Origin of the sequence: Agromyces agglutinans (genome assembly GCF_009647605.1) — a bacterium.
GTDB lineage: Bacteria > Actinomycetota > Actinomycetes > Actinomycetales > Microbacteriaceae > Agromyces > Agromyces agglutinans.
This window is the reverse complement of record NZ_WJIF01000004.1, coordinates 73,373-88,469: the sequence shown is the minus strand read 5'-3', so window position 1 is coordinate 88,469 and position 15,097 is coordinate 73,373. Positions and strand designations below refer to the sequence as shown.

Here is a 15,097-nt window from a genome sequence, read left to right as displayed (position 1 = left end):
CGCTCCTTATCGAGGGGTGGTGGCGGGCGTCACTCGCCGGGCGTCACTCGCCGGGCGTCACTCGCCGGGCGTGAACCACTGAGAGATGCCCTGCTGCAGCGTGCTCGCCGCGCCCGCGGCATCCTGCTGGCCGAGGAACATCTTCTGGACCTCGGCGCCGAGCACCGCGGTGCCGAGCGGCTCGCCGTAGCGGAAGTCGACGAGCAGCAGGTACGGCGCCTGGCCGCTCTCGTAATTCGCCCATGCCTCCTTCATGACCTCGTCGGAGTACTCGACGCCGGGGATCGCCGAGAACTGGTTCAGCTCGTCGGCGACGAGCTGGCCGAACTCGGGCGTCGCGAGCCAGTTGAGCAGCTCGAACGCGGCCTCCTTGTGCTCGGACTTCGAGTTCACGGCGAAGTTGCCGTCAGCGTACGCGGGCGAGACCGGGGCGTCGAGCACGGCCCCCTCGGGCAGCGGCACCTGGTACGAGCCGAACTCGAGGTCGGGCGCCTGGTTGCGGAACGTGGCGATCTCGAACGATCCACCGGGGAACTGCGCCGCCTGGCCCGAGGTGAACTGGATCTGGCTGTCGGTGTAGCTGACGCCGACCACGTCGGGCGTGAGGAACTTCTGCAGGTCGGTGATCAGCTGCAGCGAGGCGACGTAGTCGGGGTCGGTGAAGTCCTTCTCACCCGACAGCACCTGCGCTTCGAACTCCGACCCGCCGTAGCGGGCGCTGCCGATGATGTCGGCGAAGATCGGCAGGATCCAGTCGTCCTTCGCGCCGAGCGCCATGGGCGTGACGCCCGCGGCGAGGAGCTTCTCGTTGACCTCGATGAACTCGTCCCAGGTGGTGGGGACCTCGAGCCCCTGCTCCTCGAAGATCTGCTTGTTGTAGAACATCTGCAGCGTCTGCGTCGCGAGCGGCACGGCGTAGGTCTTGCCGTCGGCCTTGCCCTTCGCGCCGGCGATGACGCTCGGCGCGATGTCGTCGAGCCCGTCGACCTCGCCGTCGATCGGCTCGAGCTGGCCGGCCTCGATGTTCGGCTGCAGCTGGCCGTAGGCACGCACCATGGGCACGTCGGGGCCGTCGCTGCCGGCGAGGCCGGTGGTCAGGATCTGGTTGTACTCGGTGTTCTGGAACGCCTCGAACTCGACGGTGATGCCGGGGTGCTCCTCCTCGAAGACGTCGAAGATCGTGTTGTACGCCTCGACGTCTTCGGTGCGCCAGGACCAGACCTTGAGCGTGACCTCGTCGCCGGTCGCCTGGTCGCCGCCGCTCGAGGCGCTCGGCGCACACGCACTGAGCGCGAGCGCGGAGCCGGCCAGGAGGGCCGCGGTGGTGAGGATGCGTCGCCTCATCGTTTTCTCCTTCTGTGTGGGTGGTGCTGCAGTGGTGGTGCGCCGGTGGTGCGGTGGCTGTGCCGGTGCGGCGCGGCGAACGCGGCGCGGTGGTGCGATCAGGGGGCGGATGCCGCGGCGAGTGCGTCGCGGACGGAGCCGGCGTGCGCGGCGAGCAGGTCGCGCGCCTCGCCGACGGACACGGCCGACAGCGCCGTGACGATGGCGGTCTTGAGCTCGCCGTCGGCCTCGGCGAGGAGGGTCCGTGCGGTGGCCTCGTCGACGCCGGCGGCGTCTCGGAGGATGCGGACCGTGCGGTGCCGCAGCTTCTCGTTGGTCGCGACGACCGAGACCATGAGGTTCGACCACGTGCGGCCGACGGCGACCATCAGGGCCGTCGAGAAGCCGTTGAGCACGAGCTTCTCGGCCGTCGCCGCCTTGAGCCGGGTGGACCCGGTGAGCACCTCGGCTCCGGTGTCGAGGACGATGTCGGTGTCGGCGTGCTCGGCGACGCGGGCGCGCGGGTTGCTCGAGACGAGCACGGTGTGGGCGCCCGCCTCACGGGCGGCGGCGAGGGCACCCCCGACGTACGGCGTGTTGCCGCTCGCGGCGAGGCCGATGGCGACGTCGTCGGGGCCGAGTCGCGCGGCGGCGAGCCGGCCTTCGGCCTCGGAATCCTCGGCATCCTCGACCGCGTTCACGAGCGCGGCCTGCCCCCCGGCGATATGGGCGACGACGCGCCCGGCCTCGAGGTTGAACGTCGGCAGGAGTTCGGCCGCGTCGAGCACGCCCAGCCGGCCCGAGGTACCCGCGCCGAAGTAGTGCACGACGCCGCCGCGGCGGAAGCGCTCGGCCGCGAGGTCGACGAGGTCGGCGAGTTGCGGGAGCACCGCGGCCACGGCGTCGACCGCGACGCGATCCTGGTCGTTCATCAGCCGCAGCACCTCGACGCTCGGCAGGGCGTCGAGTCCGGTCGAGGCCTCGAGGCGCTGCTCGGTGGGCGACGAGAGCTGGTCGTCGTCGGAGGAGCGATCGATCGTCTGGTGCGGGGTGGGCATCGTGCCGGCAGTCCTTCGCGTCTTCGGGCTGGGTGCGAACCCCAGTATGTACAAAAGTGTCACGTGAGGGAAGTTCTTGGGTTATTTTTTTCACATGCAGGAAACATCCGCCTCCGACGCGGCCGTGATCCGCCTCATCGACGAGGCTTCGAGACGTGGCGCGTTCACCGCGGCGAGCGCGATCGTCGCCGTCGACGGCGCCGTCGTGCTCGAGCACCACGTCGGCACGACACGTGCCTGGGACGCTCCCGGCGTGCCCGCGCGACGCCCGGGACCGGCCGTCACCGCGTCGACGCGGTTCGACCTCGCGTCGATCACCAAGCCCCTCGTCGCCGCGGCGCTGCTGGCCGAACTCCATGCCCGGTCGCTCGACGTCGACCTGCCCGTCGCCCAGGTGCTCCCCGAGTTCGCCGACGACGCCGGGTCGCGGCATCGCGACCTCACCCTCGGGCGGCTGCTCGATCACACCGCCGGGTTCCCGGCCGAATGGCTCGATCGCGCGCCCGATCCGGGTGGGATCCGGTTCCGCCGCGACGCGAGACCGGATGCCCCGCCCGGCAGCCTGCACCGCTACTCGTGCGTCGGCTACATCTGGGCCGGATTCGCCCTCGAGGCGATCGCGCAGGCTCCGCTCGCCGAGGTCGTCCGGGCGCGAGTGCTCGACCCGCTCGGCATGGCGGACACTGGATACCGCCCCGGCGCCGGGCTCCGGACGTCGATCGCCGCGACCGAGTCCCAGCCCGGGCGCGGAATGGTGCAGGGCGAGGTGCACGATGAGACCGCGTGGGCACTCGGCGGAGTGAGCGGCAACGCCGGGCTGTTCGGCACCGCTCGCGACCTGCTGCGGTTCGCCGAGGCGCTGCGCACGGGCGGTCTCCTCGGCGGCGAACGCGTCCTGCCCGAGCCGGTCGTCGCGGCGCTCACCTCACCACGCCCACTGCCCGGCTCGAGTGAGGGCGACGGTGAACCCGAGGAGCCCGCCTACCGGCAGGCGCTCGGGCCGCGACTCGATGACGAGTGGATGCGCGGACTCGGACGCACGACCGCCGGTCACTCGGGCTTCACCGGCACCGCGTTCGTCACCGAGCCGGGCGGCCGACGCTCGATAGTATTCCTCACGAACCGCGTCCACCCGACCCGGTCGTCGACTGAGCTGCTCGCGTTGCGCGGCCGCGTGATCGATGCCGCAGCACGTCTCGGAGAGCAGCCATGACCGATGTGTTCGTCGCCCTCCGCCAGCGCCTGCCTTCGCTCAGCAAGGCCGAGCGGCGCATCGCCGAGGCGATCATCGAGCACCCCTCGCTCGTGGTGACGTCGACCATCACCCAGCTCGCCGAGGCCTGCGACACGTCGCCGGCGAGCGTCGCGCGCATGTGCCGGGCGGCGGGATTCGCCGGATACAAGGAGTTCCGCATCGCGGTGGCCGCCGCGAACAGCCGCGAGGCGGCCCAGCGCGAGCTCTTCCGCGTCGACGACGCCGAGATCTCGCCGGCCGACTCCGCACTCGACGTCGTCACCAAGGTCGCGTATCAAGAGGCGCGGGCCATCGAGGAGACGGCGCGCGGCATCGACCTGGTCGCACTCGACGCCGTGGTCGATGCCATCCGATCGGCGCCGCGCATCGACATCTTCGGTGCGGGTTCGAGCGGACTCACCGCGCAAGACCTGCAGTTGAAACTGCACCGCATCGGCATCCCGGGCTTCTGCTGGTCGGACGCGCACCTCGCGCTGACGTCGGTCGCGATCACGACGCCGGGCAGCGTGGCCATCGGCATCTCCCACAGCGGGCAGACCCTCGAGACCGACCAGCTGCTGGCGCTCGCGCGCGACCGCGGAGCCGTCACCGTCGCCATCACGAACCACCCCGACTCCCCCGTCGGCCGGATCGCCGACCACGTGCTCACGACCTCGGCGCGCGAGTCGGGCATCCGCACCGGCGCGATGTCGAGCCGCCTGGCGCAGATGGCCATCGTCGACTTCATCCTCGTGCGCCTCGTGCAGCAGGGGTTCGCCGACGCGGGCGACCTGTTGCTGCGCACCTACGCCGCGGTGCAGGACCACCGCATCGGCCCGTCGAGCTGACCCGGCACGGGCTTCCGGCACCGGCACTCGGCAACGGCACCGACTCCGGTCCGTTGCCGGCGCCGATGTCGGCTCCGGCTCCGGCTCCGGCTCCGGCTTCGGCACCGACTCCGATCAGAACAACCGCGCCTGCGCCACGGCCGCCGCGCCCTCGAGCTCGAGCAGCGTGCGCTTGCGGTCGAGGCCGCCGGCGTAGCCGGTGAGCGAACCACCCGCGCCGAGCACGCGGTGGCAGGGCACGACGATGCTGAGCGGGTTGCGCCCGACGGCGTTGCCGACGCGGCGGGCCAGGTTCGGGTCGCCGAGCCGGGCCGCGAGCGCGCCGTAGGTCGTGGTCTCGCCGAACGGGATCTCGCGGAGCATCCCCCACACCGCGTGCTGGAACTCGTCGCCGACCGCCGCGGTCGGCAGGTCGAACGCCGTTCGCGAGCCGGCCAGGTAGTCGCGGAGCTGCGCGGCCGCGGCGACGAAGAGCTCGTCGGCGCGCGGGTCGACCTCGACGCCGGTCGTTCCGGCGGCGGGCGGATGCCAGTGGCCGGGGAAGTAGATGCCCGTGAGCGCGGGGCCGTCGGCGACGACGAGCAGGTCGCCGATCGTCGTCGTCACCGTGGTGTGGCGGGTGGGCATGACTCCATCATCGCGCGCTCGCGGCGGTGTCGGGCCCCGAGCGGTGGCGGGAATCGGACCTCGATGCGAGCAGCAGTCTCACTGGTCGGAAATCCGCCTCGTGTCCCCCTTTCGGCGGACGCCGTCGAGTCGTAGGCTCCGACCCATGCTCCTGCCCCCACTCGAGTTCCTGAACGAGGACCCCGACGCCCCGGTCGAGGAGGTCCTCCGCACGGGTGGTAGCCGCACGGCGGTGCGCAGTGCGAACGGCATCACCCACGTGACCATCCTGGAGATCGCCGCCTTCGACCCCGACCCCGTGTACGAGGTGACGCACAGCTCGTTCGTCGAGCGCCGCCCGGGCGAGCGCCGACCGCTGTGCAATGCCACGACCCGCCACCACCTCCTGCCCGAGGCGCTCGCCACGATGCAGCAGGTGCACTTCGACCCACCGTTCGACGCGACCGACCAGATCGAGTGACTCGGGCCTGACGCGCGCCGCGCGCCCGACCCGGGTACCGCCGCTACTGCGGCGGGGCTCCCCACTGCGCCTGCGGGTTCTGCTCGGGCGCGGCCTGCGCGGGCGCCGCCTGCGCGGGAGCGGCGTCGGGCACCCACTGCCCGTTCTCCAGGTGATCCCCCGGGTACGGCGACGGCGCAGCCGCAACCGCCTGCTCAGCCACCGGCGCGGCATCCGGCACCCACTGCCCGTTCTCCAGGTGATCCCCCGGGTACGGCGACGGCTCAGCCGCAACCGCCTGCTCAGCCACCGGAGCGGCATCGGGCACCCACTGCCCGTTCTCCAGGTGATACCCCGGATACGGCGCCGGCTCAGCCGCAACCGCCGGCCCAGCCACCGGCGCGGCACCCGCCACCCACTGCCCGTTCTGCAGGTGATACCCCGGATACGGCGCCGGCTCAGCCGCAACCGCCGGCCCAGCCACCGGCGCGGCACCCGCCACCCACTGCCCGTTCTGCAGGTGATACCCCGGATACGGCGCCGGCTCAGCCGCAACCGCCGGCCCAGCCACCGGCGCGGCACCCGCCACCCACTGCCCGTTCTGCAGGTGATACCCCGGATACGGCGCCGGCTCAGCCGCAACCGCCTGCCCAGCCACCGGCGCGGCATCCGCCACCCACTGCCCGTTCTCCAGGTGATACCCCGGATACGGCGACGGAACCGGCACTGCGGCGTAGCCCGCGGCGCCCGGGTAGGCGCCGGTTCCGGCATACCCGCCGCCGACCGGAGCGTACGGGCTCGGCGCGACGTAGGGCTGCCACGGCGCGGTGCGTCCGTAGCCGAGCAACGCCATCCACACCAACGGAAGGAAGATGTAGAGCGCGACCCATCCGCCGCTCTTGCCGAAGCCCTTGCCGATGCGGAAGGTCGCGATGATCAGCATCACCAGCGAGACGATGTTGGCGACGGGCACGAAGGCGAGGAGTGCGATCCATCCGGGCTGGCCGCCGAGTTCGAGCAGGCGCCAGTTGTTGTAGACGGGCACCCAGGCCGGCCAGCCTTCAGCGCCGGTCTTCTGCAGGATCTTCGAGAGGAAGAGCCCCGTCAGCACGTAGGCCGCGATGACGTAGAGGAAGACGAAGCCCCACAGCGCGATGGACAGGCCGATGATCGGCGTCGGATCGTAGTTCTGCATCAGAGTGTCCTTCAGTAGAGCGCGATGGAGAGCAGGTCGGGGATCTCGTTGAGCGTGGACTCGAGCGCGGCCGGGTCGGGGCACGACACGGCCACGAGCACGCCTTGGCCGAGACCCGTGAACGCACGGGTGCTCATCACGCTGTACACGCCGTCGGAAACGCTGCCCGTGATGACGGCGTCGGCCGTGCCCTGCTCGACCCAGTCGTCGGTCGTGTACTGGAAGTCGTCGACGACGGTCGGGTCGATCGCCGTGCCCGTGAGGTACTCGATGAGCGAGATGCTCGCCTGGCGGTCGCCGGCCGAGACGTCGACCGTGGAGTCGAGGGGGCCGTAGTCGTACCAGACGGTGCAGCCGTCGGCCGGGTTGTCGTAGCCGAGATAGCTCGGCCCCTCCTTGGTCGTGATCGTCCATCCGGCGTCGTCGAAGGTCTGCTCGACGAAGAGCTCGGCACCGGAGAGCTCGACGTCGAACGGCAGCTCGACGGGCAGCGCAGTCGAGGCGCCGCCGTCCGTGCCCGTGTCCGTGTCGGTGCCCGTGGTGCCCTCGTCGCTCGCCGCGAACTCGTCGTCGATCGCGTCGATCGCGGCCTGCGTCTGCGCGATGCTCGCGACGATCATCGCCACGTACAGCGGCGGGATCACGAGGATCGGCAGGGCGGAGACGACGATCGCGACCGGGAGCGCCCAGCGTGCGCGCTTCTCGGTTCCAGCGGGCTGCTGCGCACCGGGCTGCTCGTAGCCGGACTGTTCGTAGCCGGGCTGCGCGTACCCGGGCTGCGCGTACCCGGGCTGCGCGTACCCGGGCTGTGCGTGCCCTGCCGCGGGGTCGGTCACCGGCGCTGCCGGCTGCTGGGGTGGGTCATAGGAGGACACGAGGCTCCGATCAGGATGGTCCGCGGGCATGCGGAACGCGGACCGCGAAGCGGCCTGCCAAGGGAAGCGGTGGATGGTCGTCGTACACAGCGGCGGCGTCGACACCGAGTCCCGATGCTATCGGCCCGCAGACCCCTGCGACCGCCACGAGCCGGATGCTGTGGAGAGTCGATGCAGAGTCGTGCAGAGTCGACGCCCTGTCGACGCTCTGTCGATTTCGGCGATTCCCGTTCGACGCATGAGTGAGGGCAGCCGAACGGCCGCCCCGTCACGAAAGGATCGAACCGATGCCGCAGTACTTCCTCACCGTGCCCCACGACTCCGCCGACGAGCCCACCATGGCGTCGATGCAGGAGGCCGACCCTGCCGACTTCGAGGCCGTGATCGCCGCGGTCGACGCGTTCAACACCGCACTCAAGGACGCGGGCTCGTTCGTCTTCGCCGGCGGCCTCTATCCGCCGTCGACCGCGAAGACGGTGGATGCCTCGTCGGGCGAGCCGAAGGTGCTCGACGAGCCGTTCGTCGAGGCTCCGTCGTACGTCGGCGGCTTCTGGGTGATCGAGGCGTCGGGCGAAGACGAGGCGGTCGAGTGGGCCGCCCGCGCCTCAGCCGCGCTGCAGGGTCGCATCGAGGTGCGCGCCCTCCAGGAGGCTCCGCCCGAGGCGTGATCTCGCGCGGCGCCCCGCTCGCCTCACGCCGCGGGCGCCCCGCGAGCGCGCGCCGCCTCGCGTTCCCGCCGATCGGCCAACCGCGTCGGCGACTTCGTGGACGGCCGCCAGCCGCCGCCGGGGTCGAGCCAAGCGGGCGGGCGCACGTGCGGCACGCCCCGTATCATGCGGATGCCCCACCCCGACGTGTCGATGCTGCGGTGGTGGAACCAGCACAGCAGCACCCCGTTGTCGGGGTGGGTCGCGCCGCCCGCCGCGTCGGGCACGACGTGGTGGATCTCGCACCACGCGGCAGGCACCGAACAGCCCGGGATGATGCATCCGCCATCGCGAACGGTGATCGCGCGACGCTGATGCGGCGTGAAGCACCGCTCGGGCGAGCCGAGCGCGATCAGTCGGCCCGCGTCGTCGAACACGACCGACTGCGTGCCGCCCGTGCAGATCATGCGGCGCACCGCGCGCAGCGAGATGGGCGCATCCACGCCTTCGGCATACGCGACGCCGCGGCCGCCGACCCCGTCACGCCCGCCATGCCGGTCGTCGCCGCCACGAAGGTCGCCGCCGCCCCCACGCCCGCCGCCCTCGTCGCGCTCGCCACGCCCGTCGTCGCCGCCGCCCCCACGCCCGCCGCCCTCGTCGCGCTCGCCACGCCCGTCGCCGCCCCCGCCACGCCCACCCCCGCCGCGAAGATCTGCGGCGCGCACGCTCACCAGCACCGTCGGCGGGGCTCCGCCGATCGACGGATGCTCGCCCGACCGGGCCGCACTGTCGAGCGCCGCGGCGAGCACGTCGTGCCGCTGCTGGTCGGCCGTGCGCTGCTCCCCGGCGCCCGCGCCGCGCCCAGCCGACTCAGCCCGCTCTTCCGCCGTCTGAAACCCGAGCCCCGATCGCGGTGAGAGGTACGCGTCGAAGAGCCGCCGCAGTTGCGCCGCGACCTCGGGCATGAGCTCGCCCGCGAGCGGCACGAGTCCGCCACGCGCACGCCCGAGTCGCAGCCCCCGGCGGCGCATCGCGCGTTCGTCGTCGGGTTCGCGACCGTCTTGGTCGAGCAACGTCGACCACGCCTGCGCCTGCACCCGCAGCTCGTCGGCCGTGCACCGCACCGGGCTCTCGCCGGCAGCGATCGCCTCGTCGACGAGCGCGCGCTCGGCGGCCGCGAACGCCGACGGATCGGCCACCGGTCGCGCAGGCTCGAGTTCGCGAATCACGGATGCCGCGGCATCGACCCCCAGGTCACCCGTCGCGAGGGCGGCCGCGATCGCCGGATACCGCGCCGGCGCGGGGTCGCCGCGCAGCCCGGTTCGAGCTCGGGTTGCTTCGCCGAGCGCGATGCGGCGCCGGGCCTCGCTCCCTGAGACTTGGGTGACCCGTTCGATCAGTTCGGCCGCCGATCGGCACCCGCGCCGCCGAGAAAGCCGTGCATCGCCGAGCTCGACCCGAGAGCGCTCGGCGACCTCGCCGGCGTACGCAGACCGATGCGCATCGACGAGCCGGCCCACCGCCTCGAGCGTCCCCAGCTCGGCGAGCAGTTCGTCATCGGTGCATCGTGCCGGCCGGTCGAACTCCAGCTCGCGCGCGAGCATCGAGCGGAGCTGCTCGAGGGCGTCACGCGTGCTGGGCATGACTTCATGCTGCCAGCACCCACCGACATTCGATCGACGCGAAAATCGCTGGTCAGGCTGTGAATAACTTGCAGAATGAGCCGCCTGTGGAGGAGGAGATGAGCGGCGGCTGCGCGGACAAGTCCACTCGTCGACGACTCGACAAGTCGACAAGTCGACAAGTCGACAAGTCGACAAGTCGACAAGTCGACAAGTCCACAAGCAGACCGACACACCTGCATGCGTCCCCCCGTCGCCCGATCGCGCGCACCGGCCCCGGGCACCCGTCCGCGGCGCCAACGACAGGCACCGGCCGCAACCACAGGCACCGACCGCCAACTCCGGTGCAGCCAGCCCCTCACCCCCGCGCCCGCGCCAGCACTCCCCCGACGAACCCCGCGACCGCCCCGACCCACACGAGCACCAGCCCGAAGCCGAGCGGCGGCACCACCGCCACGATCGCCAGGAACACCAGCCATCCCACCGTCAGCAGCACGATGAGGATCGCGGCGAACCGCGTCAGCCGTCCCGACCGGCCGATCATGCCGAGCAGCATGAGCGCGGCGAAGAGCAGCACGAGCGTGCGCGTCGCGGGCTCGGTGAGCGCGAGGTCGGCGAGGTTCACCTGGCCGCGCGCGATGGCGCCGATGAGCTCGATCGACGGCAGGAACGGCGTGAACCCGGCGAACCACTCGGCGAGCGCGCCGATGATCACGAGGATGCCGCCGAGGATGACGAGCACGCGGCCGATGATCGGCCGGCGGTCGGCGGTGGCCTGGGTGAGGGCTGCGGGCGCCTCGATCGAGCGGAGCCCGTCGGTCGCGATGACGCGCATGCGCCGGGTCGCCGATTCCGACGGCTCGGGCCGCGGCGCCTCGACGATGAGTCGGGCACCCGCGACGCCGCCGGGCGGCACGACGAGCTGCGCGGGCTCGAACCGCATGCGCGCCGTGCCGTCCTCCGACTCCCCCTCGAGCCGCACCTCGAGCGCTTCGAAGCCGCGTCGGTTGTCGACCGTGACCTGGAACGTCGCGTGCCGCTCGTTGACGACCAGCTGCGACGCGGGCTCGACGTCGATGACAGCCGTCAGGATCGGCTCCGGCGGCGACGAGAGTTCGACGAGACCGGATGCCTCGGCATCCTGCATGCCGTCGGACACGACGACGGTGAACGGATGCTGCGCCGTCTCGCCGCGCGGCGGCAGCGGCGCGCTGAGGCGCCCGCGCACGCGCTGCACGGCGCCGGGTTCAAGCACGACCTGCTCCGAGCTGAACGCGAACCCGATCGCGCGCCCCGGGTCGCGCCCCGACACCGTCACGGTCCGCTCAGCGTGGCCGCCGCGGTGGTCGATGAGCACGTCGAAGTCGGCGAGGTTGCCGCGCTCGATGCGCAGCGTCTGCGGCTCGACGCGCACTCGGAGCGGCGCGTCGACCGGGGCCGCCGCCGTGCGCTGCACGAGCGTGACGGGCACGGCGGTGCGTCCGGCGTCGTTGCCGGCCTCGACGGTCAGCTGCCGGCTGAGCTCGCGGCCGGGCTCGGGTTCGGGCGCCGTGAACGCGACGACGACCTCGACCGCCTGCCCGGCCGGCACGGTGACGACGGCGGGCGCGAACGCGAAGCGCACGACCTCCTCGGTGTCGGAAGCCGCCAGCCGCACCGTCTGCGGGAAGTTCGCGGCCCGGTTGTCGAGCCGCACCGTGAACTCGCCCGCGGCCTGGTCGTCGAGCCGGATGAGGCTCGGCCGCACCTCGAGCGACGCGTTCGGTCCGAGCGGCGGCACGGTCAGGTGCAGGGCGACCTCGGTCGAGCGCGTCGGATCGGCGAGCGAGGATGCGCGAACGGTCAGCGCGACCCGCTGCGCGAGCACGAGCATGCCCTCGCGCAGGGTTAACTCGAGCGGCACGGCGAGCTCCTGCGTCGGCATGAGGTGCGCGTCGCCGTGCGCGAAGCCGAGCCACGGCGGCGGGTCGACGAGCTCGATGCGATACCCGTCGACGATGGACGACGGGTTGGTCAGTCGCAGCACCACGGATGCCGGCGCGCCCGGCGCGACCGTCGCCTCCGCGCTGTCGAGCACCGCCTCGGGCGCCTCGATCCGGCCGGCGGGCGGCCCCGACGCCGGGGCAGTGGATGCCTCGGCGGGCGCCGATTCCGTCGACACGGATGCCTCGGGCGCGGCGCCCTCCGCGGGCGCGGGCGGTTCGCCGACGACGGATGCCTCAGCCGAGGCTGCTCCGGACGCGGTTGCCGAGTGCTCCATGACCGGCACCGCCGACGTCTCGACCGCTTCCACGACCGTCGGCACCTCGCCCGCGAGGGGTTCGCCGTCGAGCGTCGCGGCGCCGGAGTCCCAGCCGAGGTACGCGTCGCAGACCCGGCAGAAGCGCGCGGCGGGGTCGTTGGCCTCTCCGCACACCTCGCACCGGCGTTCCGGCATCACGTCCTCCCGCGCTCACGGTGACCGTAACGCCGAGGCATCCGCGCCGAAAGGGCCTTGCCCGAACAGGAATCGAGGTCTGCCCGCGCTCCGCGCTCAGATCCAGCCCTGTTCCCACGCCTTCTCGGCCGCCTCGTGGCGCGACGCCGCGTCGAGCTTCGTCATGGCCGACGAGAGGTAGTTGCGCACGGTTCCCGGCGCGAGGTGCAGCCGCTCGGCGATCTGCTGCACGCTCATGGTCGACCGGCTGTGCCGCAGGGCGTCGAGTTCGCGGTCGGTGAGCGGGCAGCGTTCGGCGGTGAGCGCGGTCGCGGCGATCTCGGGGTCGACGTAGCGACGCCCGGCGGCGACGTCGCGGATGACATGCGCCAGCTCCTCGGCCGGCGTCGACTTGGGCACGAAGCCCGACACCTTCGTCGCGAGCGCCCGCCGCAGCACGCCGGGCCGGGCATGGCGCGTCACGATGACGACCCGCGTCGGCACCGCCTGCAGGATGCGCGTGGCCGCCTCGATGCCGTCGGCCTCGGGCATCTCGAGGTCGAGCAGGCACACGTCGGGCCGCGTCTCGATCGCCTGCTCGACGGCGACGAGGCCGTTCTCGGCGGTCGCGACGACCTCGATGTCGGGTTCGAGGTTCAGCAGCGCGACGAGCGCGCCGCGAATGAGATGCTCGTCATCGGCGACGAGCAGGCGGATGCTCCGTCCCCCGCCGTTCCCGTCGCCCACGCCGGCTGCACCCACGGCGGCTCCGCCCACGCCGCTCACGCCGTCACCTCCGCCGCGATCGGCACCGATGCTCGGAGCAGGAACCGGCCCGGGGCATCCGTCGTCGTCTCGAGCGAGCCGCCCACGGCGGCGAGCCGCTCGCGCAGCCCCGCCAGTCCGGAGCCGGCTGCGGGACTCGAACCCGCAGCCCCGTCGGCGCCCGACCCCGCGGCCGCGTCGCGACCTCGGTCCGGAGCATCCGCCACGCCGTCGTTCGCGATCTCGAGCCGCTGCCACCCGCCGTCGGCCGAGAGCGTGATCGACACGCGCGTCGCCTCGCTGTGCCGCAGGATGTTCGTCGTCGCCTCGCGCACGACCGACGCGAGCACGCTTCGCGCCGAGGCATCCGCCGGCGAGTCGCCGAGCCGCAGTTCGCCCAGCCGCAGGTCGCATTGCGCGCCCGCCGCGGTGAGCACCTCGCGCGCGTTCTCGAGCTCGTCGTCGAGGGCGACCTTGCGGTATCCGGCGACGAGCGAGCGGGTCTCTTCGAGCGCCTGCTTGGCGATGAGGCGCACCTCGTGGATGTGGTCGCGCGCGGCGTCGGGGTCGATCGCGAGCAGGCGCTCGGCGAGCTCGGACTTCAGCGAGATGACCTGCAGGTGGTGGCCCTGGATGTCGTGCAGGTCGGACGCGAACCGCAGCCGCTCCTGCGTGACCGCGAGCTCGGCGGCCGCGCGCCGGTGGCGATCGAGCTCGACCACGATCTGCCACCACCAGATGCTCGTGAGCAGCATCACCGGCAGCAGGGCGCCGTAGATGAGCGTCGGCCACGCGCCGATGTCGGCCGCGAACGCGAACGGCTCGCCGGTGACGCGCGCCGCGATCATCGGGTGCGCAAGGAACAGCAGGGCGGATGCCCCGAGCACGAGCCATCCGGTGCGCCGCGGCACGAGGCACGCGACGAGGCTTCCGGCGGCCCAGAGCGCGGCCCCCGCGAGGAACCCGCCGCCCGGCACGAACAGCCCGAGCACCCAGACGGCGGCGGCGGGCGCGATGAGGGCGAGCGTCCAGAACGGGGCGGGCAGGCCGCCCGCGCGGCCGGCGCGCAGGAACCAGCAGTACCGCACCTGCACGGCACCCGCGACGAGTTGCAGCACGATGACGGCCAACGTCATCGGCCGGGGCTCGACCGAGTACCCCTCGAGCAGCAGCAACGTGACGAACACCGCGAAGAATCCGATGAAGAACACGATGCCGCTGAGGGTGTACAGCCACGTGCTCTGCACGCTGCGCGAGGAGGGTTCGACCGGCATGCCACCGAGCGTAGAGCAGTGACATTTGTCACCGTCCGAGGTGCGAAAACTTCCGCGAACGGATGATTCCGCGGCACTGCCGCGAGCCGGGCCGCACTCGAAGGATGGACTCATCGCCGCAATCGCATCCGCAGCCGGCGCACCGACTCCCGAAAGGACCGCATCATGATCGACGCCCTGCAGGACTTCACCGCCGGCTTCCCCGAGTGGCTCCAGTGGCTCGGGGTGATGATCATCTCGGCGATTCCGTTCGTGGAATCGGAACTCGGCTCGATCGTCGGAGTCTTCATCGGCCTGCCGACCGTCGTCGCCGTCGGCGCCGCGGTGATCGGCAACGTCATCTCGATGGTGATCTTCGTCTACACCGCGCACGGCGTGCGCTCGAAGGCGGTCGCGAGCCGTGATCGCCGGCGGGCGCTGGTCGGGGCCGGCGGTGCGGGGGGTGCTGATGCCGATCTCGGCGAGGCATCCGCCGCACCGATCGCGACCGCGGTGTCGCCGCGCCAGGAGAAGGTGCGTCGCGCGTTCGACCGCTACGGCGTCGCCGGGGTGAGCCTGCTCGGCCCGTTCATCCTGCCCAGCCAGATCACGTCGGCCGCGATGGTCTCGTTCGGCGCGAACCGCAAGCTCGTCATCATCTGGCAGGTCATCGCGATCACGCTGTGGGGCACGGTGTTCGGCGTCTTCGCGACGCTGGGGGTGTCACTCGCACGCTGACCGGTCTTCTTGTGGACTTGTAACAGGTCGACTCGTCGACTTGTCGACTTGTAGCGG

14 protein-coding genes are annotated in these 15,097 nt (G+C 72.1%); 5 read left to right on the top strand and 9 right to left on the bottom strand.

The window, feature by feature from the left end:
• Positions 1-57 precede the first annotated feature (57 nt).
• Both GE115_RS08995 and murQ read right to left on the bottom strand, forming a co-directional pair.
• The gene (locus tag GE115_RS08995; RefSeq protein ID WP_153684471.1) at positions 58-1,344 is read right to left on the bottom strand and encodes an ABC transporter substrate-binding protein; all 1,287 of its coding nucleotides are present in this window, start codon (positions 1,342-1,344) and stop codon (positions 58-60) included.
• A 98-nt stretch (positions 1,345-1,442) separates the two neighbouring features.
• Positions 1,443-2,381, bottom strand: coding sequence for an N-acetylmuramic acid 6-phosphate etherase (gene murQ, locus GE115_RS08990; protein ID WP_153684470.1), 939 nt, complete (start codon positions 2,379-2,381; stop codon positions 1,443-1,445).
• A gap of 94 nt (positions 2,382-2,475) precedes the next feature.
• On the opposite strand from murQ, the gene GE115_RS08985 reads away from it, so the two are divergent.
• Positions 2,476-3,594, top strand: coding sequence for a serine hydrolase domain-containing protein (locus GE115_RS08985; protein ID WP_153684469.1), 1,119 nt, complete (start codon positions 2,476-2,478; stop codon positions 3,592-3,594).
• The gene (locus tag GE115_RS08980; RefSeq protein WP_153684468.1) at positions 3,591-4,463 is read left to right on the top strand and encodes a MurR/RpiR family transcriptional regulator; all 873 of its coding nucleotides are present in this window, start codon (positions 3,591-3,593) and stop codon (positions 4,461-4,463) included. The genes GE115_RS08985 and GE115_RS08980 overlap by 4 nt, the downstream gene beginning before the upstream one ends.
• Before the next feature lie 114 nt (positions 4,464-4,577).
• Here the strand turns inward: GE115_RS08980 and GE115_RS08975 are convergent, their stop codons facing one another.
• Complete coding sequence (locus tag GE115_RS08975) at positions 4,578-5,090, bottom strand: methylated-DNA--[protein]-cysteine S-methyltransferase (protein WP_153684467.1); 513 nt, start codon at positions 5,088-5,090, stop codon at positions 4,578-4,580.
• 145 nt (positions 5,091-5,235) lie between these two features.
• On the opposite strand from GE115_RS08975, the gene GE115_RS08970 reads away from it, so the two are divergent.
• Positions 5,236-5,550: a hypothetical protein gene (locus GE115_RS08970; RefSeq protein WP_153684466.1), complete on the top strand. Its 315-nt coding sequence runs from the start codon at positions 5,236-5,238 to the stop codon at positions 5,548-5,550.
• Between the two features lie 43 nt (positions 5,551-5,593).
• On the opposite strand, the gene GE115_RS08965 is transcribed toward GE115_RS08970, so the two are convergent.
• Positions 5,594-6,724 (bottom strand): DUF5684 domain-containing protein, encoded by a 1,131-nt coding sequence (locus tag GE115_RS08965; protein WP_153684465.1) that lies wholly within the window; start codon positions 6,722-6,724, stop codon positions 5,594-5,596.
• A gap of 11 nt (positions 6,725-6,735) precedes the next feature.
• Entirely contained in the window at positions 6,736-7,599 is an 864-nt protein-coding gene (locus tag GE115_RS08960; RefSeq protein ID WP_153684464.1) for a hypothetical protein, read from the bottom strand.
• 287 nt (positions 7,600-7,886) lie between these two features.
• On the opposite strand from GE115_RS08960, the gene GE115_RS08955 reads away from it, so the two are divergent.
• The gene (locus GE115_RS08955) at positions 7,887-8,267 is read left to right on the top strand and encodes a YciI family protein (protein WP_153684463.1); all 381 of its coding nucleotides are present in this window, start codon (positions 7,887-7,889) and stop codon (positions 8,265-8,267) included.
• A gap of 23 nt (positions 8,268-8,290) precedes the next feature.
• Here the strand turns inward: GE115_RS08955 and GE115_RS08950 are convergent, their stop codons facing one another.
• The 4 genes from GE115_RS08950 to GE115_RS08935 form a co-directional block, all read right to left on the bottom strand.
• Complete coding sequence (locus GE115_RS08950; protein ID WP_153684462.1) at positions 8,291-9,889, bottom strand: HNH endonuclease signature motif containing protein; 1,599 nt, start codon at positions 9,887-9,889, stop codon at positions 8,291-8,293.
• Between the two features lie 337 nt (positions 9,890-10,226).
• Positions 10,227-12,305, bottom strand: a complete 2,079-nt coding sequence (locus GE115_RS08945; RefSeq protein ID WP_153684461.1) for a hypothetical protein — start codon at positions 12,303-12,305, stop codon at positions 10,227-10,229.
• 96 nt (positions 12,306-12,401) lie between these two features.
• Complete coding sequence (locus GE115_RS08940; protein WP_312855057.1) at positions 12,402-13,061, bottom strand: response regulator transcription factor; 660 nt, start codon at positions 13,059-13,061, stop codon at positions 12,402-12,404.
• 5 nt (positions 13,062-13,066) lie between these two features.
• Positions 13,067-14,323: a sensor histidine kinase gene (locus tag GE115_RS08935; RefSeq protein ID WP_172979794.1), complete on the bottom strand. Its 1,257-nt coding sequence runs from the start codon at positions 14,321-14,323 to the stop codon at positions 13,067-13,069.
• A gap of 165 nt (positions 14,324-14,488) precedes the next feature.
• Here GE115_RS08935 and GE115_RS08930 point away from each other — a divergent pair, with 165 nt between their 5' ends.
• The gene (locus GE115_RS08930) at positions 14,489-15,040 is read left to right on the top strand and encodes a hypothetical protein (protein WP_153684459.1); all 552 of its coding nucleotides are present in this window, start codon (positions 14,489-14,491) and stop codon (positions 15,038-15,040) included.
• Positions 15,041-15,097 lie beyond the last annotated feature (57 nt).